The following is a 20388-nucleotide window of genomic DNA, read 5'->3' on the forward strand; positions in this document are numbered from 1 at the left end:
ACACATCCATCACTGACGCACCGTATTCGCGAGCAAGCCCGCTCCCACAGTTAGATTTGTGTCAGCCGGGCGGCCAGCGCCTTGGCTTGCAGCGCCACATCGGTCACCGCCGTGCTTTCCCACCACATGCCCCGCAACGGCGGGCCCATGGCGAACAGCCGCTGGCTGACCTGGCCCTGGGCATCGAGTACCGCGCCTGTCGCATCCGCTGCAATCCCCAGCGCCAACGGCCCGGGCTGGATCAGCCCGCGTTTGAGCAGCTGTCGCGGCAGGGGCCGGGCCACGCGGCGCCAGTCGTATTCGATGCCGCTGGAATTGATCAGCGCCGCCCCGGACACTTGAGTCACGGCTTGCTCGCCACGGTAACGCAAACGGATCGTCACGCCCTCGCTCGACGGTTCCACCCCTTTGTACGAAGCCGCGCGGATCCGCAAACGCCCGGCGGCATGCAGCTTCGCCACCAACTGCGCGCTCAACGGCGGTGAGCGGTGGTGGTGGCTTTCCCACCAGGGCCGCACATGACGTACGAACTGGCGTTTCTCGCGGTCACTGGCCTGGCTCCACAACCGGCCGATATGGGCACGCACCGTGTCCAGCGGCGCTTGCCAATCGATACCCTGCGCCTGGGCAAGACGGCACTGTTCACGCAGCGCGCGCAGCAATTGCCGGGGGCTGCGCAGGCGGTGGTCCTCGGCCAGGAAATCCACCCAGCTCGGCGGTTGTCGGCGCACATGGGGCAACAAGCCGTGCCGCGAAAACACCTCGATGGGCCCGCGATGGCCGGCCTGCTCCAGGGACACCACGGCGTCCACCATGGTCAGCCCGGACCCGATGATCAGCACCGGCGCCTGTGGATCGATTGAGGTCATGGCCTGCACGTCCCAAGGGTCCACCGCTGCTGCGTTGAGGCCGCTGGACTCGGTTTGCGGCGTACGGGCCGCCGGGAACATGCCGGTGGCCAGCACCGCCCGCGCGCCACGCAGTTGTTGGCCGTTATCGAGGGTGAGCCGTATGGAATGCTCATCGACCTGCAGGTCGACCCCTTCGGCACGCACATGCTCGACCGTGGATATCGACGCGGCTTGAGCCTCGGCCAACCGTTGCTGCGCGTACACCCCGAAGAGCCCGCGCGGTGGGAACAGCTCGCTGATCGGCACGTGCTGCTGTCGCGACTCAGGCCAGCCGCCGTTGCCGATGTAGTCAGTGAGCCATTGGGTCAGGTCGTCGGGATTGTCCAGGTCGACGCTCATGCGCGCCGCGTTGCCGTTCAGCGTGTGGCCCAACTCGACGGCGCTGTAGGCCTCGCCCCGGCCGAGTTCGGCGCGCGGCTCGATCACCAGGATGCGCCGTTGACCGGGCAAGCGCAGCAGTTGCACCGCCAGCAGGGTGCCGCTTAGACCGCCGCCGATGATCAGGACATCGGCGTTGCGGATGGATTCAGTCATGCAGATTCGCCCTTACTGTTTACCCAGATAAATGTCATGCAAATCGCCCCGCGCCCGCAAGTCGGCGGCGCTGCCACTCAGGACCACCCGCCCAGTATCCAGCACATAGCCCCGGGACGCATAGTTGAGCGCGACGTTGATGTTCTGCTCGGCGATCAGGAAGCTCACCTGTTGCTCGCGGTTGAGCTGCGCGATGATCTCGAAAATCTCCTGCACGATCATCGGCGCCAACCCCATGGACGGCTCATCGAGCAGTACCAGTTCAGGACGGGTCATCAACGCCCGGCCGATGGCGACCATCTGTTGCTCGCCGCCGGAGGTGAGCCCGGCGCGGGTGTGGCGTTTGGTCTTGAGCCGGGGGAACCAGGCATACACGCGCTCCAGGTCATGCTCCAATACCTTGCGGCTCAGGCGCCGTACAAAGCCGCCGCTGCGCAGGTTATCTTCCACGCTCAACTGGCCGAACACGTGGCGGCCTTCCAGCACGTGCACCATGCCCTGACGCACACGCTGGCTGGGGTCGATGCCGGCCAGGTCCCGGCCTGCGTATGCGATCGCGCCCCGGCTGACCTCGGCGCGTTCGGCGCGTACCAGCCCGGAGATGGCTTTGAGTGTGGTGCTTTTGCCGGCGCCATTGGCACCGAGCAAGGCGACGATGGCGCCCTTGGGCACTTCCAGCGACACCCCCGCCACCGCGAGGATCGCCCCGTCGTAGATCACTTCGATGTCATTGACCGTCAACAGCGCTTGGCTGGCCGATTCGGCGGCGGGCGGGTTCATGGGTTATTCATCCCCGGTGCAGGTGCGCGGCGTCAGGCCTTTTTCCTTGGCGAAGGCCGCGGATTTTTCATCGATCAACGGGCGCAACAGCGCACGGTCGGCGGCGATCCAGTCGCTGATCAAGGCCCAGTTGGCGCCGTCCCACTGCTGCACTCGCGCCGAGCCGCCGCCTTCGTGGTCACGGCACGACAGCTTGAGGTTTTGCATAAGGCCCAGGTAGCCCATGTCTTTGAGGCGAGCATCGTCGATATTCAGGTGCTCCAGGCCCCAGCGACCTTCTTCGCCGTTGAGCGGGCGCTTGCCGAACTTGCCCTGGGCGGTGCGGATCGCTTCCACCGCCACGGCAGCGTTCACCAGGCCGGAGTTGTAGTAGACGCTGCCGAAGTTTTTCAGGTCCTTGAGGTCGCTGTGGCCCTTGTCGAGGATGAATTGCTTGAGGCGCTTGTGGATCTCGAAGTCGGCACCCGCCGGATACGGCGTCAGCGCCAGGTAGCCCTTGGCGGCAGCGCCTGCGGGCAGCACGTCCTCGCTGGAACTGGCCCAGATGTCGCCGATGATATGGTCCACCGGGAAGCCGAAGCGCGCGGCGGTCTTCACCGCCACCGGCGTGGACACGCCCCAGGTGCGCAGGAACACCCAGTCCGGGTTGGCCTGGCGCACCTGGCGCCATTGCGCGGATTGTTCGTTGCCGGGATCGGCGACCGGAATCTGGATATTTTCAAAGCCGTATTTCTCGGCGAGCAGCTTGAGCGGGCCGAGGGTTTCGCGGCCGTACGCCGAGTCGTGGTAGACCGTGGCGATTTTCTTGCCCTTGAGCTTGTCGAACCCGCCTTCACGCTGGGCGATGTAGTTCACCAGGGTCGAGGCTTCGCTGTAGAAGGTCAGCATCACCGGGAAGTTGTACGGGAACACGGTGCCGTCCGTGGCTTCGGTGCGGCCATAGCCGAGGGTGATCAGCGGGATCTTGTCCACTTCCGCCCGCTCGCTCAGGGCATACGCCGCCGGTGCGCCGTTGGGTTGGTACACCGCCACGGGCGCGCCGTCCAGGCCATTTTTGAAGCGCTCGTAGCACTCGATGCCCTTCTCCGCCGTCCATTCGGTCTCGCATTCCTGCCACACCAGCTTCACGCCGTTGATGCCGCCTTCGACCTCGTTGATGTAGCGCAGGTAGTCGATCATCCCGGCCCACACCTGCACACCGCTGGAGGCGTAGGCGCCGACCCGGTAGGTGGCCAACGGGATGAATTGCTGATCGGGCGAAGCCACGGCCTGTGGCACGGCACCGGTAACAGCGGCCAGCGCGAAAGCAGCGCCGGCCAATGAACGTTTCAAGGATGCACGCATGGGAGTTCTCTTATCAGTCAGAAACGTAGAGGCCACTGACGCAGCCGGTCGCGAAGGTTGTGCAGCAGACGAATCAAGCCCTCGGGCTCCTTGATCAGGAACACGATGATCAACACGCCAAAGATGATTTTTTGCAGGTTCTGCAACTGCCCCGCGTCCACCGAACCGCCGAACAACGCCTGCCCGGCGTGGCTGAGGAAAATCGGCAGCAGGCTGATAAAGGCCGCGCCGACGAAGTTGCCGGCGATGCTGCCCATGCCGCCGATAATGATGATGAACAGGATCTGGAACGAGCGATTGATATCGAAGCTGCCGGCGCTGGCCGTGCCCAGGTAAGCGAAGGCCCACAACGCACCCGCTATGCCCAAGTAGAACGAGCTGACGGCAAACGCCAGGCGCTTGTAGCGCGCCACCGGGATGCCGACCACCGCAGCGGCGGTGTCCATATCGCGGATCGCCATCCAGTTGCGCCCCACCTGGCTGCGCACCAGGTTGAGGGCGGTCCAGGTGAGCAGCAGCACCGTCACCAGCGTCAGCAGGTAGCGCCCCAACGGCGTGTTGAGGTCTTGACCGAACAGCGCCAGCTTGGGCGCCGAGATGGTCCCGGACGAGCCGTAGTTGTAGAACCAGGGAAACTTGACGAACAGCCACTCCAGGAAGAACTGCGCAGCCAGGGTGGTGACCATCAGGTAAAAGCCCTTGATGCGTGAGCTTGGCAGCCCGAACAGCAGGCCAACCAGGGCGCTGATGATCCCGCCGCCGAGCAGCGCCACCGGCAAGCCCAACTCCGGCAGACGCAGCAGAAACCCATAGGTGGCAAACGCACCGACGGCCATGAAACCGGCAGCGCCCACCGAGGTTTGCCCGGTGTAGCCGGTGAGCAGGTTCAGGCCCAACCCGGCCAGCGACAGCACCGGGAACGGGATCAGGATCGCATTCAGCCAATAGTCATTGCCCCACAGCGGCACCACGATAAACGCCAGCGCCAGCAGGCCGGTCAGGCCCCAGGGGATGCGCCGTTGAATCAGCAACAACGGCGCGGTTTCTTGAACAACGGGGATCGACATGGTTTCAGACTCGCTCGATGGCGCGCTCGCCGAACAGGCCGGCGGGACGGATGTACAAGAAGGCCAGGGCCAGGACGTAGGCGAACCACGGCGTGATGCCGCCACCGATCAACGGGCCGATGTACACCTCGGCCAGGTTCTCCGCCGCGCCGACGATCAGCCCACCGACAATCGCCCCGCCAATCGAGGTGAAACCGCCGATGATCAGCACCGGCAAAGCCTTGAGCACCACCAGCGACAAGGAAAACTGCACCCCCTGGCGCGCGCCCCACAGCAGGCCCGCCACCAGCCCGACAACGCCCGCCACCGCCCAGACGATCTGCCAGATGCGGTTGAGGTTGATGCCGATGGACAGCGCCGCCGTGGTGTCATCCGCCACCGCGCGCAGCGACACGCCAATGCGGGTCTTGTTGAACAGCAGCGCCAGCACCGTCACCAGCACCACCGCAGCGGCGGCGGCGATCAGGTCGAACTGGCTGAGCATCAGCGGGCCGACAAACAGCGGTACGTCGTCGATGCCCAGGTCGAGCGCGCGCACTTGCGAGCCCATCAAGCCCTGGGCCAGGCCTTCGATGATGAACGACAGGCCCAGCGTGGCCATGAACAAGGTGATGGGCGAACGATTCACCAAGGGACGCAGCACAAGGCGCTCGATCAGCACCGCGCCGACGATCATCACGACCACCGTGAGCAGCAACGCCAGGGCAAACGGCACGCCCTGGTCATGCAGGCTGACAAAGGTCAGTGCGGCGAACAGCAACATCGAGCCCTGGGCGAAATTGAACACGCCGCTGGCCTTGTAGATCAGCACGAAGCCGATGGCGACCAGCGAATACATAGTGCCGGCGAGCAGGCCGCCGAGCAGGGTTTCGAAGAAGAAGGTCATCGGTGCACCGCCCCCAGGTAAGCCGCGATCACCTCGGGGTTGGCCTGGACTTCGGCAGGCGTGCCGTCACCGACCTTGCGCCCGTAGTCGAGCACCACCACATGGTCGGACAGGCCCATCACCACGCCCATGTCGTGTTCGATCAAGACCACGGTGGTGCCCAGATCACGGTTCACGTCGGCGACGAAGCGCGCCATTTCCTGTTTCTCTTCGGCGTTCATCCCGGCCATCGGCTCATCCAGCAGCAACAGGCTGGGCCCGGCGATCAGCGCCCGGCCGAGTTCCACGCGCTTTTGCAGGCCATAGGAAAGGTTGCCCACCAACACGTCGCGGTGCGCTTGCAGTTCAAGAAACTCAAGGATGTTCTGTGCTCGCAGGCGGAAGGTTTCGGCTTCACGGCGCGCACGAGGCAAACCCAGGGCCTGCTCGATAAACGTGGTGTGCGCGTGCCGCGACAGGCCGGTGAGCAGGTTGTCGAGCACGCTCATCTTCTTGAACAGCGCGTTGTTCTGGAACGTGCGCCCAATACCACGCCGGGCTGCGCCCAAAGGATCAATGCGGTGGAAGTGCCGGTCCTCGAAGACGATCTCGCCGGCGTCGAAGCGGTACACGCCGTTGAGCACATTGAGCAACGAACTCTTGCCGGCACCATTCGGCCCGATCAACGCGCAGATCTCGCCGCGCAACACCTCGAAGGACAAGGCATTGATGGCCTTGACCCCCTTGAACGACAGCGAGATATCCCGCACCTGAAGAATGGCCTGGCTCATGCGATGTCTCGTTTGAACTCCGCCAGCCACGTGGGCTCGGCAGTGGATTTGACGGGTTGCCAGATGTAGGCCAGGCGCTGGAACCCCAGCAGCTTGCGCACGCGGTTTTTCAGCAGCCGCCGCAGGCCGCTTTGCGGGTGGGCGATGGCCCAGTCGCACACCCGTCGACGCCAGGTACCGTGGGGCGCCAGGCGGCTTTCGATCTCATCGGCCAGGTGTTGCAAACGCGTGGCGGACAACAGCAGGCCGGTGGGGGCAATTTCACTGCGATCACGCCGCGCCGATGCCGGGTTTTCCGGGAAGGCCAACCCGTGGCCGCTGTTCAGCCATTGCTCCAGCACCACCGCCAGGCCACCTTGCCAATGGGTGCCCTCTTCGCTCCACAGCGCGGTTTCGCCGGTGGGTTGCCACCAGCGTTGCAGGTGCTGCGCCGGCTCCACCGGGCCCAGCAAGCGGGCAAAATCCAGCAGGTTGGCCGACTGCCAATGCCGCACCTGTTGGCGGTTGTGCGTATAGCCATGGCTGGGGCGAATGCGCCACAGATGGTGTTGCAAGGGTTCGAGTTCCAGGTCATCGGCCAGGGTCACCACCTGGCCGCCAATGGACTGAGCCGCCAGGGCCAGCAGCAAGAGGTTCGGCTCGAATGCGCCGCTGAGGGCCAGCCGTGATGATGTGTCGAAACCCTGCTGACGCAGGCCGTCCGCCAGGCGCTCGACATCACGCAGCACATCGATCCAGCGCCACGCATGCCACTGGCCCTGGCGCTTGTGGCGCAGGGCGATGTGCAGCGGCGTGATCTGCGCCCAGTGGTGCAGCTGTTCCAACGCCTTGGGCAGGTTACCGAGCAGTTCGGCGGGCCATTCCAGTGCCTGCGGCCGTTTGAGTTCGTGCACGCTCATAGGGAGGTTCTCCTATTGGGGTGATGTGCGTGCGGTGGTCCGCTGGCTGAATGATTTGAAACGTCGCCGATCCACTGTGGGAGCTGGCTTGCCTGCGATTGCGGTGGGTCAGCCAGAAATGCATCAACGGGTAGTCCGCTATCGCAGGCAAGCCAGCTCCCACACTGATCGTGGTGTCTCAGTCAGAGGCTGGAGGCCTTGAGGTCGCGGTAGCTGGCGCCGGGGTGGTTCTCGCCCAGCCGTGCACCGTCACCAAACAACTTCTCGCGCAACGTGCCCTTGGCGTATTCGGTCTTGTACACGCCACGCTTCTGCAACTCCGGCACCAGCCAGTCGACGGCATCGATGAAGGTTTCGTGGGTCAGTGCATAGGCCAGGTTGAAGCCGTCCACATCGGTCTCTTCCACCCACTCCTGCAACAGGTCCGCCACGGTTTGCGGGCCACCGACGAACAGCGGGCCAAAGCCGCCGATACCGACCCACTCGGCCAGCTCCCTGGGCGTCCAGACCTTGTTCGGGTCCGCCGTGGAGAACGCCTCCACCGCCGACTGAATGGCATTGGTGTGCACATGCTTGAGCGGTTCATCCGGCTGGAATTGGCTGAAGTCGATGCCGGTCCAGCCGGAGATGAGCGCCATGGCACCTTCGTAACTGACGTAGCCTTTGTACTCGTCGAACTTGGCCTGGGCCTTGGCGTCGGTTTCGTCGACGATCACCGTTTGCAGGTTGAAGATCAGGATCTTCCTGGGATCGCGCCCGGCCTCGGCGGCACGCCGGCGGATATCGGCGACGGTCTTTTTGAGCAGCACCTTGGACGGCGCGGCGACGAACACGCACTCGGCCTGTTCGGCGGCGAACTGCTTGCCCCGGCTGGAGGCTCCAGCCTGGTACAGCACCGGTGTGCGCTGCGGCGACGGCTCGCACAGATGAATGCCGGGCACCTGGAAGTGTTTGCCGACATGGCGAATCTCGTGGATTTTGCTCGGGTCGCTGAACACCCGGCGTTCGCGGTCACGCAGCACGGCGCCCTCTTCCCAACTGCCTTCCCAGAGTTTGTAGCAGACCTCCAGGTATTCTTCGGCATAGTCGTAGCGCGCGTCGTGTTCGGTCTGGGCTTTCTGGCCGAGGTTCTTGGCACCGCTTTCCAGGTAGGAGGTGACGATGTTCCAGCCGATGCGGCCCTGGGTCAGGTGATCGAGGGTGGAGAGACGGCGCGCGAAGGGATACGGATGCTCGAACGACAACGAGGCCGTGAGACCAAAACCCAGGTGCTCGGTGACCAGCGCCATCGGTGCGATCAGCGACAACGGATCGTTGACCGGCACCTGGGTGGCCTGGCGAATGGCCGCGTCGCCATTGCCGTTGTACACGTCGTAGATGCCCAGCACGTCGGCGATAAACAGGCCGTCGAACTTGCCGCGTTCGAGGATCCTGGCCAGCTCGGTCCAGTACTCCAAATCTTTGTACTGCCACGAACGGTCACGGGGGTGCGCCCACAGGCCGGGGGATTGGTGGCCGACACAGTTCATGTCGAAGGCATTCAGGCGAATTTCACGGGACATCAAAGCACTCCGTTGAGGTGATAGTTGCCGACCACCTGGTATTTCCAGCGCAGGGGGTCATCGAGGGTCGGCAGCAGTGCGGTGCGTTGGCCGGTCAATTCGAATTCGGCGTTGCTCACTGCAATCAGTGCTTCGGCGGCGGCGATTTGCGCTTCGGTAGCGGCGACGGGGCTGGGGTGGGTGTCGACGCGTTCCAGCAAGGCAGCGGCCACGTCGACGCGGATCTGCAAATCGCCGAAGCGGCTGATCACGTACGGGTCATCGCTTTTCTCGACATGACGACGCGTGCTTTCCAACAGTTGGCGCGCTTGATTCAGGGCGGTCATGGACAGGTCTCCTCAGTTCCAGGCGTGGCGCGCGGGCTTCACGCCGTTGAGCACGTAGTTGCCGATCAGGTGGTATTTCCAGCGAGCCGGGTCGTGCAGGGTGTGGGTGCGCGCATTGCGCCAGAAACGGTCGAGGTTGTGTTTGCCGGTGACCGAGCGGGTGCCGGCCAGTTCGAACAGTTTGCTGCTGGCGAGCAACGCGGTTTCCGCCGACAACACCTTGGCCTGGGCAACCACCAGCGAGGCCTGGGCCACGCTGTCTTCACTGGGCTCGGCCAGCGCGCGATCCACCGCAAGGCCAGCCTTGGCGAGGATGGCTTCGGTGCCGTGCACCCGCCATTCAAGGTCGCCGATGGCGGCAATGGTGAACGGGTCTTGCCAGCCGTGATCCTGCTGACTGTCGATCCAGGGCCGTGCCTGGCGTGCATAGATCTTCGCCTGCTCGAGAGCGCCCAGGGCGATGCCGGTGTCGACCGCCGCCTGGATGATCTGCGAGATCGGGCCGTTGGCGGTGGGCTGGTCGAAGGCCAGGTGGGCCGGGATCACTGCGCTCAACGGCACGGTGACGCCGTCGAGAATCACGCCGCCGCTGGCGGTGGTGCGCTGGCCGAAGCCGTCCCAGCTGTCGATCACGCTCAGGCCGTGGGCGTCACGTTCGACAAAGGCGATGAACGCCTGATCTTTTTCGTTATTGCCCACGGTGGGCACGATGTGGGCGAACAAGGCGCCGGTGCAGTAGAACTTCTCGCCGTTGATGCGCGCGGTGTCGCCGTGGAAGCGAATCCGGGTGTCGAAGGTGCCGGCGTTTTTGCTCTTGGCTTCCGAAAACGCATTGCCGAAGCGATAGCCCTGCAAGACCTTGCCGAAGTAATGCTGCTTTTGTTCCTCGCTGGCGGTTTGCAGCAGGATGTCGACCACACCCAGGTGGTTCTGCGGGATTTGCCCCAGGGACGGGTCGGCGGCGGAGATCAGTTTGATCACCTCGGCCACCGTCACATAGGACACCTCGGCGCCGCCGTAGGCCTTGGGGATAGTAATGCCCCACAGGCCGCTGGCAGAGAATTCGTCGAGCTCGGCCACCGGCAGGCGGCGCTCGCGGTCACGCACGCTGGCGTCGACCGCGAATCGGGCGGCCAGGCGCGTGGCGACCTCGATGGCTTCCGCGTCCGAGCGGATGATATGGGCAGGGTGTTGAGGGTGGGCTGACATGGGCCGACTCCAGGCTCCGATGGGATACCGGAGTGTTTGCAGGAGTCGTGCCTGAATTTAATCGCCAATAAAATCAGCGGGTTGCCGCGTTAAAAAGGCATGAGGACGCGCGTACGGGCGGGCAAAATGTTTATCCACTGTTGCCGGGCGAACAGTTAGATCACCACATTGCGCACGAAGCGCACCGCCACCGCATCCTTGTTGCAGTACGCGTACGCCTGGCGGCTGGCGAACATGAAAAACTCACCGGCTTCGAGGCGTTTCTCTTCGTCGCCCAGGACCAGCGTGAGGCAGCCCTCGAACACGAACAGCTGCATGCTCCAGCCTTCCGGGTCGGGATCGGGGCTGTAACGATCGCCCGGCTCCAGGCGCAACTCCCACAGTTCGACTTCGCGGCGGGCTTTGGCCCGGGCCAGCAACACGGCTTTGCTGCCTGGGGTTTCCCCGGCCCAGGCCAGTTCGTTGATGCGACTGTGGTCGGGGGCGTCGGGGGCCTGGATCAGGTCGCTGAAGGCCACGTCCAGGGCTTCGGCCACGCGGTCGAGGGTGGACAGGCTGACGTTCTTCTCGCCGGCCTCGATGGCCACCAGCATGCGACGGCTGACCCCGGACTTTTCCGAAAGCGCGGTCTGGCTCAAGTCGGCGGCGTGACGCAGACGACGAACGTTCTGGCTGACGTGTTGCAGGACCGAGGCCCGTTGCGGATTTTCTTTGTGCACTATATTGCTCAATGGGTAGGGGTGCGCAGTATACTGCCCAGCGTGCGGCGCATTGTGCGGTCCGTGCCTTCCCCTTGCAAGACCAGAGCCGCCATGACCACCCCGAATGCCTCCCCGCGTTTCAACCGTTTCAGCAAAGCCGAATGCATCCTGGTGGTGATCACCATGATCTGGGGCGGAACCTTTTTGCTGGTGCAGCACGCCATGACTGTCAGCGGCCCGATGTTTTTCGTGGGTCTGCGTTTTGCGGCGGCAGCAATCGTGGTGGGCTTCTTTTCATTACGCACTTTGCGTGGACTGACGCTGTTCGAACTGAAGGCCGGGGCGTTCATCGGCACCTCGATCATGTTCGGCTACGGCATGCAGACCATCGGCTTGCAGACCATTCCCAGCAGCCAATCGGCGTTCATCACCGCACTCTACGTGCCCTTCGTACCGTTGCTGCAATGGTTGGTGCTGGGTCGTCGCCCGGGGCTGATGCCAGCCATCGGCATCATGCTGGCGTTTACCGGCCTGATGTTGCTCACCGGTCCCGCTGGCGCGTCCCTGAATTTCAGCCCCGGTGAAATCGCCACGCTGATTTGCGCCATCGCGGTGGCCGCCGAGATCATCCTGATCAGCGCGTTCGCGGGCCAGGTGGATGTGCGCCGGGTAACCGTGGTGCAACTGGCGACCGCATCAATGCTGTCGTTCCTGATGGTGGTGCCGTTGGGTGAGGCGCTGCCGGACTTCTCGTGGTTGCTGGTGTTCAGCGCCGTGGGCCTGGGCCTGACCAGTGCGGTCATCCAGGTGGCGATGAACTGGGCGCAGCAGAGCGTTTCGCCAACCCGTGCCACCTTGATCTATGCCGGCGAACCGGTGTGGGCCGGCGTGATCGGGCGAATCGCCGGAGAACGGTTTACCCCCCTTGCCATGCTGGGGGCGGCGTTGATCGTGGCGGCGGTGATCGTCAGCGAGCTGAAGACCAGGGGCCAGCGCGAGGCGGCGCAATCGGCCGAACTGGAGCAGGAAGCGCCGTAACCGATCGTTCCCACGCTCTGCGTGGGAATGCCGCCCCGGACGCTCTGCGTCCATCGCGAGGTGACGCAAAGCGTCACGGGATGCATTCCCACGCGGAGCGTGGGAACGATCCGGGTCAACAGTGCTAAATGGGAACTTTCGGCCTACCTTGTAGGATCCTGCCACATGTTGCCGTTTGGTGATCGCGAAAGCGGCACGTATGATGCATCCCAAACTCCTGCAGATTAGAAGCCTATGTCCCTGATAGTTCTACTGCTTCTGCCGTTTCTTGGCAGCTGTCTGGCGGCCTTGCTGCCGCACAACGCACGTAACACCGAATCCCTGCTGGCGGGCCTGGTGGCCCTGGTCGGCACCGTTCAAGTCGCCCTGCTCTACCCCCAGATCGCCCACGGTGGCGTGATCCGCGAAGAATTCCTGTGGCTGCCCAGCCTGGGCTTGAACTTCGTGCTGCGCATGGACGGATTCGCCTGGCTGTTCTCATTGCTGGTGCTGGGCATCGGCACGCTGGTGTCGCTGTATGCGCGTTATTACATGTCGCCGGATGACCCGGTGCCGCGCTTCTTCGCGTTTTTCCTGGCATTCATGGGCGCCATGCTCGGGCTGGTGATTTCCGGCAACCTGATCCAGATCGTGTTTTTCTGGGAGCTGACGAGCCTGTTCTCGTTCCTGTTGATCGGCTACTGGCACCACCGCGCCGATGCGCGCCGTGGCGCCTATATGGCGCTGATGGTCACCGGCGCCGGTGGTTTGTGCCTGCTGGCGGGCGTGATGTTGCTGGGGCATATCGTCGGCAGCTATGACCTGGACGCGGTGCTCGCCGCGGGCGATGCGATTCGTGCCCATGCGCTGTACCCGGTGATGCTGGCCCTGGTGCTGATCGGCGCCTTGAGCAAAAGCGCGCAGTTCCCGTTCCACTTCTGGCTGCCCCACGCGATGGCGGCGCCCACGCCGGTGTCGGCCTACCTGCACTCGGCGACGATGGTGAAGGCCGGCGTGTTCCTGCTGGCCCGTCTGTGGCCGTCGCTGTCCGGCAGCGAAGAATGGTTCTATATCGTCGGCGGTGCCGGCGCCCTCACCCTGCTTCTCGGCGCCTATTGCGCCATCTTTCAGAACGACCTCAAGGGCCTGCTGGCCTATTCCACCATCAGCCACCTGGGGCTGATCACCTTGTTGCTGGGCCTCAATAGCCCGCTGGCCGCCGTGGCGGCGGTGTTCCATATCCTCAACCACGCGACGTTCAAGGCCTCGCTGTTCATGGCCGCCGGCATCATCGACCACGAAAGCGGCACCCGTGACATCCGCAAGCTCAGCGGCCTGATCAGGCTGATTCCATTTACCGCCACCCTCGCCATGGTGGCCAGTGCTGCAATGGCGGGCGTGCCGTTGCTCAACGGTTTCCTGTCCAAGGAAATGTTCTTCGCCGAGACGGTGTTCATCTCGTCCACGGCCTGGGTGGAATTCGCCCTGCCGGTGGTCGCCACCATCGCCGGCACGTTCAGCGTGGTCTACGCCCTGCGCTTTACGGTCGATGTGTTCTTCGGTCCCACCGCCACCAACCTGCCCCACACACCCCACGAGCCGCCGCGCTGGATGCGCGCGCCGGTCGAGTTGCTGGTGTTCACCTGCCTGCTGGTGGGCATCTTTCCGGCCCAGGTGGTCGGCTCGATCCTCGCCGCCGCCGCATTGCCTGTCGTTGGCGGTGTGCTGCCGGAGTACAGCCTGGCTATCTGGCACGGCTGGAACGCGCCGATGATCATGAGCCTGGTGGCCATGAGTTGCGGCGTGGTGCTCTACCTGCTGCTGCGCAAACAGCTCAAGCGCGGCCGCTTCAAATACCCGCCGCTGATCAGCTACTTCAATGGCAAGCGCGGCTTCGAGCGCTGCCTGGTGGTGATGATGCGCGGTGTACGCCGCATCGAAAAACGCATCAGCACCAAGCGCCTGCAGACCCAGCTGTTCCTGCTGGTGCTGGTGGCCGTCATCGGCGGCCTGATCCCGATGCTCAACAGTGGCCTCAGCTGGGGCGACCGGCCGAAGATCCCGGGCTCCATCGTGTTCGTCACCCTGTGGCTGCTGGCGATTGCCTGCGCCCTGGGCGCCGCCTGGCAAGCCAAGTACCACCGGCTGGCAGCCCTGACCATGGTCAGCGTGTGCGGCCTGATGACCTGCATCACCTTCGTGTGGTTCTCGGCACCGGACCTGGCACTCACCCAACTGGTGGTCGAAGTGGTCACCACCGTGCTGATCCTGCTGGGCCTGCGCTGGCTGCCACGGCGGATCGAAGAGGTCTCGCCGCTGCCAAACTCGCTGCGCAAGGCGCGTATCCGCCGGGTGCGTGACTTCCTGCTGGCCACCGTAGCGGGCGGCGGCATGGCGCTGCTGTCCTACGCGATGCTGACCCGCCAGACGCCCAACGACATTTCCTCGTTCTACTTGAGCCGCGCGCTGCCCGAAGGCGGCGGCAGCAACGTGGTGAACGTGATGCTGGTGGACTTCCGTGGCTTCGATACCCTGGGCGAAATCACCGTACTTGGCGCCGTGGCGCTGACGGTCTATGCCCTGCTGCGGCGCTTCCGCCCGTCGAAAGAAAGCATGCAACTGCCCGCGCAACAGCGCCAGTTGGCGCCGGATGTGGCCACCGACCTGGTCAACCCGCGCCAGGCCAGCGACACCGCCCTGGGCTTCATGATGGTGCCGGCGGTGCTGGTGCGCCTGCTGCTGCCGATTGCGCTGGTGGTGTCGTTCTACTTGTTCATGCGCGGCCACAACCAGCCGGGCGGCGGCTTTGTCGCCGGCCTGGTGATGTCGGTGGCGTTCATCCTGCAATACATGGTGGCCGGCACGCAGTGGGTCGAGGCGCAGATGAGCCTGCGCCCCATGCGCTGGATGGGCTTCGGGCTGTTCTCGGCCACCCTTACCGGGCTCGGCGCGCTGTTTGTGGGCTACCCGTTCCTCACTACCCACACCTGGCATTTCAGCCTGCCGCTGCTGGGCGATCTTCACGTCGCCAGCGCGCTGTTCTTTGACGTCGGCGTGTACGCCATGGTCGTCGGCTCGACGTTGCTGATGCTCACCGCCCTCGGTCACCAGTCGGTGCGGGCCCATAAACCGAGCAACCAGGCCAAAGTGGTTGCCGCAACGGAAGGAGCCGCCTGATGGAAGAAGTCATCGCAATTGCCATTGGAGTCCTGGCGGCCTCCGGCGTGTGGTTGATCCTGCGGCCACGGACGTTCCAAGTGGTGATGGGCCTGTGCCTGTTGTCGTACGGGGTCAACCTGTTCATTTTCAGCATGGGCAGCCTGTTCATCGGCAAGGAGCCGATCATCAAGGATGGCGTGCCGCAAGACCTGCTCAACTACACCGACCCGCTGCCCCAGGCGCTGGTGCTCACGGCCATCGTGATCAGCTTCGCCATGACCGCCTTGTTCCTGGTGGTGCTGCTGGCCTCCCGGGGCCTGACCGGCACGGACCATGTGGATGGCCGGGAGCCTCGCGAATGACGTGGATGAATCAACTGATCGTCGCGCCGATCCTGCTGCCGCTGCTGACCGCCGCGCTGATGCTGATGCTCGGCGAGAAACACCGCCCGCTCAAGGCGCGCATCAACCTGTTCTCCAGCCTGATCGGCCTGGGTATCGCCGTGTTGCTGCTGTACTGGACGCAAAAAGGCGGGCCCGGTTCGATTGGCGTGTACCTGCCGGGCAACTGGCAGGTGCCGTTCGGCATCGTACTGGTGGTGGATCAACTGTCGGCACTGATGCTGGTACTCACCGGCATCATCGGCGTGAGCGCGCTGCTGTTCGCCATGGCCCGCTGGGACCGCGCGGGCACCAGCTTTCATGCGCTGTTCCAGGTGCAGATGATGGGCCTGTACGGCGCGTTCCTGACCGCCGACCTGTTCAACCTGTTCGTGTTCTTCGAAGTGCTGCTGGCAGCCTCCTATGGCTTGATGCTGCACGGGTCGGGCCGCGCGCGGGTGTCTTCCGGGCTGCATTACATCGCGATCAACCTGCTGGCGTCGTCGCTGTTTCTGATTGGCGCGGCGATGATCTACGGCGTCACCGGCACGCTGAATTTCGCTGACCTGGCGCTGAAAATCCCGTTGGTACCCGAGGCCGATCGCGGCTTGCTGCACGCGGGTGCGGCGATCCTCGCCACCGCGTTCCTGGCCAAGGCCGGCATGTGGCCGCTGAACTTCTGGCTGGCGCCCGCCTACTCCTCGGCCAGCGCGCCCGTGGCGGCGATGTTCGCGATCATGACCAAGGTCGGCGTGTACACCGTGCTGCGCCTGTGGACCCTGCTGTTCTCTGGCCAGGCCGGTGCATCGGCACTGTTTGGCGGCGATTGGCTGATCTATGGCGGCATGGCGACCATCATCTGCGCCGCGCTGGCGATGGTCGCGGCCCAGCGCCTGGAGCGCATGGCCAGCCTGAGCATCCTGGTATCGGCGGGGATCTTGCTGTCTGCCGTGGGTTTCGCCCAGCCGAGCCTGACCGCAGGGGCGCTGTTCTATCTGGTCAGCTCGACCCTGGCGTTGAGCGCGCTGTTCCTGCTGGCCGAACTGATCGAACGCTCTCGCTCGGCCAACGACTTGCCGCTGGATGAGGAAATCGATGCGCTGCCCAAGGCCATGGAGTCCTTGCACCCACGGCCTGGTGTGAACCTCGACGATGAACAGCAAGCCGTGGTCGGCCAGGTGATTCCCTGGACCATGGCGTTCCTCGGCTTGAGCTTTATCGCCTGCGCGCTGCTGATCATCGGCATGCCGCCGCTGTCCGGATTCATCGGCAAGCTCAGCTTGCTGAGCGCACTGGTCAACCCGCTGGGCCTGGGCGTCAGCATCGACGCGCCCGTACGCCCGGCGGCCTGGGGGCTGGTGGCGTTGCTGATCCTTTCCGGCCTGGCCTCGTTGATCGCGTTCGCCCGCCTGGGAACTCAGCGGTTCTGGACCCCGGAGGAGCGCCCGTCGCCGTTGCTGCGGCGCTTTGAATGCGTGCCGATCTTCTTTTTGCTGGGCTTGAGTATCGCGCTGACGTTCAAGGCCGAACCGCTGTTGCGCTACACCCAGGCCACCGCCGAGAGCCTGAACAACCCTGAGCATTATGTGATGGCGGTGATGGCCACGCGGCCGATCCCGAGTCCCGAAGCCAAGGCCGCTGCGCTGGAGGTGCAACCATGAAGCGCCTGTTCCCTGCCCCCTGGTTGTCGCTGGCGTTGTGGGTACTGTGGTTGGTGCTGAACCTGTCCGTGAGCCCCGGCAATCTGCTGCTGGGCGCGCTGTTGGGTTTTCTTGCGCCGCTGATGATGGCCCCGCTGCGGCCGCTGCCGATCCGCATCCGCCGCCCGGGCGTGATCATCCGTCTGTTCTTCCTGGTGGGCCGCGACGTGATCGTCTCCAACCTGCAAGTGGCCTGGGGCGTACTGCGCTGCGGCGCACGGCCTCCGCGTTCACGCTTCATCAAGATCCCACTGGACCTGCGCGACGCCAACGGCCTGGCCGCACTGTCGATGATCACCACGGTGATCCCCGGCACCATCTGGTCGGAACTGGCGCTGGACCGCAGCATTTTGCTGTTGCACGTATTCGACCTGGACGATGAAGCGCCGTTTATCGAGCACTTCAAGACCACCTACGAACGGCCCCTGATGGAGATCTTCGAATGAGCGCCCTGCTCTCCAATGCGATCCTGTTCAGCCTGTTCCTGTTCTCGCTGGCGATGGTGCTGACGCTCGTGCGCCTGTTCAAAGGGCCGTCGGCCCAGGACCGGGTCCTGGCGCTGGACTACCTGTACATCCTGGCGATGCTGATGATGCTGGTGCTGGGCATTCGCTACGCCAGTGACACCTACTTCGAAGCCGCGCTGCTGATCGCACTGTTTGGCTTTGTCGGCTCGTTTGCCCTGGCGAAATTCCTGTTGCGTGGCGAGGTGATCGAATGATGCCGTTATGGATGGAAATCGTGGTGGCCGTGCTGTTGGTGCTCAGCAGCGTGTTCGCCTTGCTGGGCGCGGTCGGATTGTTGCGCCTGAAGGACTTCTTCCAGCGCATGCACCCGCCGGCACTGGCGTCGACGTTGGGGGCGTGGTGCGTGGCGTTGGCGTCGATCATCTATTTTTCGGTGCTCAAGTCCGGGCCGGTACTGCACGGATGGTTGATACCGATCCTGTTGTCGATCACGGTGCCGGTGACCACGTTGTTGTTGGCGCGCACGGCGTTGTTCCGCAAGCGCATGGCGGGGGATGATGTGCCCGCCGAGGTCAGCAGCCGGCGCTGATAAACAGGTTCCTTTATCGAACAGAACCTCTGTGGTGAGTACCGTCAGACAAGAGATCGGATTCGCGACACTGCCCCCCAGGAACCCTGCGATGAGCAAAACCTACACCCCCGCCACCGCCGCAGCCGATGTCGAAACCACCCTCGCCTGGCTCGGCGGGCGCTGGAAGCTGATCATTCTGTTCCATCTGTTCGGCGGCCAGGTGCAGCGTTATTCCGACCTTGAGCGGCTGATCCCGGACATCTCGCAGAAGATGCTCGCCCAGCAATTGCGCCAACTCGAAGCCGATGGACTGGTGCAGCGCACGGTCTACCCGGTGGTGCCGCCAAAGGTGGAATACCGCATGACCGAGTGGGGCCAGAGCTTGTGCCCGGTGCTGGATGGCCTGCTCAAATGGCAGGTGGCCAAACCGGCGCTCTAGACCGTGGGTACGGTACCGCCGTCGATCACGTACTCGGTGCCGCTGATCGACGCGGCACGAGGCGAAACCAGGAAGGCGATCAGGTCCGCCACTTCCTGGGGTTTGGCGGGACGGCCAAGGGGAATGCCGCCCAGCGCCTGCATGATGATCTGCTTGCCACCTTCGTAATCGGTCCCGGCGTCCTCCGCCAGCCGTTCGGCGAGTGCCACCGAGGCATCCGTCTCCACCCAACCTGGCGAGACGCGCACGACCCGCACACCTTTGGGCGTGACCTCTTTCGACAGGCTCTTGCTGTAGGTCGACAATGCGGCCTTGGCAGCGGCATACGCGGTGGTCGACTCCGGCAACGGCAATTCGCGCTGGATCGAGGTCACATGAATGATCACCCCGGCCCCGCGCTCGACCATCCCCGGCAACAGCACCCGGTCCACCCGCACCGCGGCCATCAGGTTCTGGTTCAACGCCCTGGACCACTGCTCATCGTCCAGCACCGCAAAACCACCGCCCGGGGCACTGGAACCGCCCAGCACATTGACGATGATATCCACGCCGCCAAACCGCTCTTGCACCGCCGATGTAGCGCTCGCGCAACCGGCGGCAGTACCGAGGTCGGCGGCGATGAAATGCACACCTTCAGGTACTGCGTCCGTCGCCGAGCGTGCGACCGAAATCACCTGGGCACCCTGCTCATGCAATACCGCCACCACTGCCGCGCCGATGCCCTTGGTACCACCGGTGACCAACGCGCGAAGGCCTTTCAATCCGAGTTCAAAGCTCATGGAACCTGCTCCTGAGTAAACGAAGGCCTCAGGATAGGAACGGGATGGGCACGCCACAAGAACGCACGAAAAGGTAATGGGCTCACTGAAAAGTAAGGATGCGGATTCAGGGGGCTGCGTGGGAACGATCGGGCCTGGCGCTACAAGATCGTCGAACCGAATCGGCGCAAGCGTGGCATCCAATGATCCAGGATGTCCGCCGACGCCACGATATGATGCGCCCGCCCGATCAATAGCCTGCGCGGCACAAAGCCGATGTAGCGCGAATCATCGCTGTTGTCGCGATTGTCTCCCAGCATGAAGTAACTGTCGGCAGGCACCACCACCGGCCCGAAATTGCGCAGCGCCTGCACGGTCGGCATGAACTGCACCGTGCGCTGCCGGTTGGCGGCCAGCTCGTTCAGTTTGATCCCCGGCACCGTATGCCCCGGCACGATGGGCTCGCTGATGGCTTGTGCGTCGCTATAGGTGGCCGGCACACCGTTGACCCACAACACTTCGTCTTTCATTTCCAGGGTATCACCGGGAATGCCGACGATGCGCTTGATCAGGCGGATACCGTCCTTGGGCGAAGAAAACGTCACCACATCGCCACGTTGGGGGCTATCAAGCTTGGCCAGGGAAATGTCGGTGAGCGGCACCTTGAGGTCATACGCTACGCGGTTGACCAGCACCACATCACCTTCGAGCAACGTTGGGCGCATGGAGCCGGAAGGGATCGGGTTCCAGTCCGCCAGGGAGGTACGGAAAATGCCGAAGCACAGCCAGAAAATGATTGCGTAACGGTAACGGATCAACCAACTTCGCATACATCCTCGCACGACAAAAAAGGGGCATCAGGGCAATTTCTCAGAGGCCCGGTTGTTGCACGCGAGGATTAAATCAAC

At 63.9% G+C, this 20388-nt stretch carries 21 protein-coding genes; 8 read left to right on the plus strand and 13 right to left on the minus strand.

The annotated features are described in order from the left end of the window. Positions 1–50: 50 nt before the first annotated feature. The 11 genes from ACW9IN_RS16630 to ACW9IN_RS16680 form a co-directional block, all read right to left on the minus strand. Positions 51–1445 carry an FAD/NAD(P)-binding protein gene (locus ACW9IN_RS16630; protein WP_457366900.1) on the minus strand — a complete coding sequence of 465 codons (1395 nt, stop codon included), beginning with the start codon at positions 1443–1445 and terminating at the stop codon, positions 51–53. Between the two features lie 12 nt (positions 1446–1457). Further along, positions 1458–2225 (minus strand): ABC transporter ATP-binding protein, encoded by a 768-nt coding sequence (locus ACW9IN_RS16635; RefSeq protein ID WP_457366901.1) that lies wholly within the window; start codon positions 2223–2225, stop codon positions 1458–1460. Positions 2226–2228: 3 nt separating this feature from the next. Then, positions 2229–3569, minus strand: coding sequence for an ABC transporter substrate-binding protein (locus tag ACW9IN_RS16640; RefSeq protein ID WP_457366902.1), 1341 nt, complete (start codon positions 3567–3569; stop codon positions 2229–2231). 17 nt (positions 3570–3586) lie between these two features. Continuing rightward, on the minus strand, positions 3587–4636 hold the full coding sequence (locus ACW9IN_RS16645; protein WP_457366903.1) for a branched-chain amino acid ABC transporter permease: 1050 nt from the start codon (positions 4634–4636) through the stop codon (positions 3587–3589). Between the two features lie 4 nt (positions 4637–4640). Beyond that, positions 4641–5522, minus strand: a complete 882-nt coding sequence (locus tag ACW9IN_RS16650; RefSeq protein ID WP_457366904.1) for a branched-chain amino acid ABC transporter permease — start codon at positions 5520–5522, stop codon at positions 4641–4643. After that, a complete protein-coding gene (locus ACW9IN_RS16655) occupies positions 5519–6292 on the minus strand; it encodes an ABC transporter ATP-binding protein (RefSeq protein WP_457366905.1) in 774 nt (257 codons plus the stop codon). Before ACW9IN_RS16655 ends, ACW9IN_RS16650 begins: the two co-directional genes overlap by 4 nt. Further along, on the minus strand, positions 6289–7191 hold the full coding sequence (locus ACW9IN_RS16660) for an AMP-binding protein (RefSeq protein WP_457366906.1): 903 nt from the start codon (positions 7189–7191) through the stop codon (positions 6289–6291). Before ACW9IN_RS16660 ends, ACW9IN_RS16655 begins: the two co-directional genes overlap by 4 nt. A gap of 182 nt (positions 7192–7373) precedes the next feature. Continuing rightward, the gene (locus ACW9IN_RS16665) at positions 7374–8753 is read right to left on the minus strand and encodes an LLM class flavin-dependent oxidoreductase (RefSeq protein WP_457366907.1); all 1380 of its coding nucleotides are present in this window, start codon (positions 8751–8753) and stop codon (positions 7374–7376) included. Next, a complete protein-coding gene (locus ACW9IN_RS16670; protein WP_457366908.1) occupies positions 8753–9079 on the minus strand; it encodes an acyl-CoA dehydrogenase in 327 nt (108 codons plus the stop codon). Before ACW9IN_RS16670 ends, ACW9IN_RS16665 begins: the two co-directional genes overlap by 1 nt. 12 nt (positions 9080–9091) lie before the next feature. After that, positions 9092–10288, minus strand: a complete 1197-nt coding sequence (locus tag ACW9IN_RS16675) for an SfnB family sulfur acquisition oxidoreductase (protein WP_457366909.1) — start codon at positions 10286–10288, stop codon at positions 9092–9094. 155 nt (positions 10289–10443) lie between these two features. Further along, positions 10444–11007: a helix-turn-helix domain-containing protein gene (locus ACW9IN_RS16680; protein ID WP_457366910.1), complete on the minus strand. Its 564-nt coding sequence runs from the start codon at positions 11005–11007 to the stop codon at positions 10444–10446. A 93-nt stretch (positions 11008–11100) separates the two neighbouring features. Here ACW9IN_RS16680 and ACW9IN_RS16685 point away from each other — a divergent pair, with 93 nt between their 5' ends. The 8 genes from ACW9IN_RS16685 (at position 11101) to ACW9IN_RS16720 (ending at position 18722) form a co-directional block, all read left to right on the plus strand. Then, positions 11101–12027: a DMT family transporter gene (locus ACW9IN_RS16685; RefSeq protein WP_457366911.1), complete on the plus strand. Its 927-nt coding sequence runs from the start codon at positions 11101–11103 to the stop codon at positions 12025–12027. A 234-nt stretch (positions 12028–12261) separates the two neighbouring features. Continuing rightward, positions 12262–15183 carry a monovalent cation/H+ antiporter subunit A gene (locus ACW9IN_RS16690; RefSeq protein ID WP_457366912.1) on the plus strand — a complete coding sequence of 974 codons (2922 nt, stop codon included), beginning with the start codon at positions 12262–12264 and terminating at the stop codon, positions 15181–15183. Then, positions 15183–15527, plus strand: coding sequence for a Na+/H+ antiporter subunit C (locus tag ACW9IN_RS16695; protein WP_057007546.1), 345 nt, complete (start codon positions 15183–15185; stop codon positions 15525–15527). Before ACW9IN_RS16690 ends, ACW9IN_RS16695 begins: the two co-directional genes overlap by 1 nt. Beyond that, positions 15524–17206 (plus strand): monovalent cation/H+ antiporter subunit D, encoded by a 1683-nt coding sequence (locus ACW9IN_RS16700; protein ID WP_457366913.1) that lies wholly within the window; start codon positions 15524–15526, stop codon positions 17204–17206. The genes ACW9IN_RS16695 and ACW9IN_RS16700 overlap by 4 nt, the downstream gene beginning before the upstream one ends. Continuing rightward, positions 17203–17691 (plus strand): Na+/H+ antiporter subunit E, encoded by a 489-nt coding sequence (locus ACW9IN_RS16705; RefSeq protein WP_457366914.1) that lies wholly within the window; start codon positions 17203–17205, stop codon positions 17689–17691. The genes ACW9IN_RS16700 and ACW9IN_RS16705 overlap by 4 nt, the downstream gene beginning before the upstream one ends. Further along, positions 17688–17966 (plus strand): K+/H+ antiporter subunit F, encoded by a 279-nt coding sequence (locus ACW9IN_RS16710; RefSeq protein ID WP_003211751.1) that lies wholly within the window; start codon positions 17688–17690, stop codon positions 17964–17966. The genes ACW9IN_RS16705 and ACW9IN_RS16710 overlap by 4 nt, the downstream gene beginning before the upstream one ends. Further along, positions 17963–18301: a Na+/H+ antiporter subunit G gene (locus ACW9IN_RS16715; RefSeq protein ID WP_457366915.1), complete on the plus strand. Its 339-nt coding sequence runs from the start codon at positions 17963–17965 to the stop codon at positions 18299–18301. Before ACW9IN_RS16710 ends, ACW9IN_RS16715 begins: the two co-directional genes overlap by 4 nt. Before the next feature lie 91 nt (positions 18302–18392). After that, a complete protein-coding gene (locus tag ACW9IN_RS16720; protein WP_457366916.1) occupies positions 18393–18722 on the plus strand; it encodes a winged helix-turn-helix transcriptional regulator in 330 nt (109 codons plus the stop codon). Here ACW9IN_RS16720 and ACW9IN_RS16725 read toward each other — a convergent pair. Both ACW9IN_RS16725 and lepB read right to left on the minus strand, forming a co-directional pair. Beyond that, on the minus strand, positions 18719–19501 hold the full coding sequence (locus ACW9IN_RS16725; protein WP_457366917.1) for an SDR family oxidoreductase: 783 nt from the start codon (positions 19499–19501) through the stop codon (positions 18719–18721). The genes ACW9IN_RS16720 and ACW9IN_RS16725 overlap by 4 nt on opposite strands. Positions 19502–19641: 140 nt before the next feature. Further along, positions 19642–20310: a signal peptidase I gene (gene lepB / locus ACW9IN_RS16730; protein ID WP_457366918.1), complete on the minus strand. Its 669-nt coding sequence runs from the start codon at positions 20308–20310 to the stop codon at positions 19642–19644. Positions 20311–20388: the final 78 nt, after the last annotated feature.

Source organism: Pseudomonas sp. SDO5271_S396 (assembly GCF_054071795.1).

What these genes read in the sequence shown, in the direction of transcription:
- ACW9IN_RS16725 (WP_457366917.1), bottom strand. Translation starts at nt 19,501, where the DNA reads ATGAGCTTTGAACTCGGATTGAAAGGCCTTCGCGCGTTGGTCACCGGT.
- ACW9IN_RS16630 (WP_457366900.1), bottom strand. Translation starts at nt 1,445, where the DNA reads ATGACTGAATCCATCCGCAACGCCGATGTCCTGATCATCGGCGGCGGT.
- ACW9IN_RS16690 (WP_457366912.1), top strand. Translation starts at nt 12,262, where the DNA reads ATGTCCCTGATAGTTCTACTGCTTCTGCCGTTTCTTGGCAGCTGTCTG.
- ACW9IN_RS16635 (WP_457366901.1), bottom strand. Translation starts at nt 2,225, where the DNA reads ATGAACCCGCCCGCCGCCGAATCGGCCAGCCAAGCGCTGTTGACGGTC.
- ACW9IN_RS16650 (WP_457366904.1), bottom strand. Translation starts at nt 5,522, where the DNA reads ATGACCTTCTTCTTCGAAACCCTGCTCGGCGGCCTGCTCGCCGGCACT.
- ACW9IN_RS16670 (WP_457366908.1), bottom strand. Translation starts at nt 9,079, where the DNA reads ATGACCGCCCTGAATCAAGCGCGCCAACTGTTGGAAAGCACGCGTCGT.
- ACW9IN_RS16705 (WP_457366914.1), top strand. Translation starts at nt 17,203, where the DNA reads ATGAAGCGCCTGTTCCCTGCCCCCTGGTTGTCGCTGGCGTTGTGGGTA.
- ACW9IN_RS16665 (WP_457366907.1), bottom strand. Translation starts at nt 8,753, where the DNA reads ATGTCCCGTGAAATTCGCCTGAATGCCTTCGACATGAACTGTGTCGGC.
- ACW9IN_RS16695 (WP_057007546.1), top strand. Translation starts at nt 15,183, where the DNA reads ATGGAAGAAGTCATCGCAATTGCCATTGGAGTCCTGGCGGCCTCCGGC.
- ACW9IN_RS16685 (WP_457366911.1), top strand. Translation starts at nt 11,101, where the DNA reads ATGACCACCCCGAATGCCTCCCCGCGTTTCAACCGTTTCAGCAAAGCC.
- lepB (WP_457366918.1), bottom strand. Translation starts at nt 20,310, where the DNA reads ATGCGAAGTTGGTTGATCCGTTACCGTTACGCAATCATTTTCTGGCTG.
- ACW9IN_RS16675 (WP_457366909.1), bottom strand. Translation starts at nt 10,288, where the DNA reads ATGTCAGCCCACCCTCAACACCCTGCCCATATCATCCGCTCGGACGCG.
- ACW9IN_RS16720 (WP_457366916.1), top strand. Translation starts at nt 18,393, where the DNA reads ATGAGCAAAACCTACACCCCCGCCACCGCCGCAGCCGATGTCGAAACC.
- ACW9IN_RS16660 (WP_457366906.1), bottom strand. Translation starts at nt 7,191, where the DNA reads ATGAGCGTGCACGAACTCAAACGGCCGCAGGCACTGGAATGGCCCGCC.
- ACW9IN_RS16645 (WP_457366903.1), bottom strand. Translation starts at nt 4,636, where the DNA reads ATGTCGATCCCCGTTGTTCAAGAAACCGCGCCGTTGTTGCTGATTCAA.
- ACW9IN_RS16655 (WP_457366905.1), bottom strand. Translation starts at nt 6,292, where the DNA reads ATGAGCCAGGCCATTCTTCAGGTGCGGGATATCTCGCTGTCGTTCAAG.
- ACW9IN_RS16710 (WP_003211751.1), top strand. Translation starts at nt 17,688, where the DNA reads ATGAGCGCCCTGCTCTCCAATGCGATCCTGTTCAGCCTGTTCCTGTTC.
- ACW9IN_RS16700 (WP_457366913.1), top strand. Translation starts at nt 15,524, where the DNA reads ATGACGTGGATGAATCAACTGATCGTCGCGCCGATCCTGCTGCCGCTG.
- ACW9IN_RS16715 (WP_457366915.1), top strand. Translation starts at nt 17,963, where the DNA reads ATGATGCCGTTATGGATGGAAATCGTGGTGGCCGTGCTGTTGGTGCTC.
- ACW9IN_RS16640 (WP_457366902.1), bottom strand. Translation starts at nt 3,569, where the DNA reads ATGCGTGCATCCTTGAAACGTTCATTGGCCGGCGCTGCTTTCGCGCTG.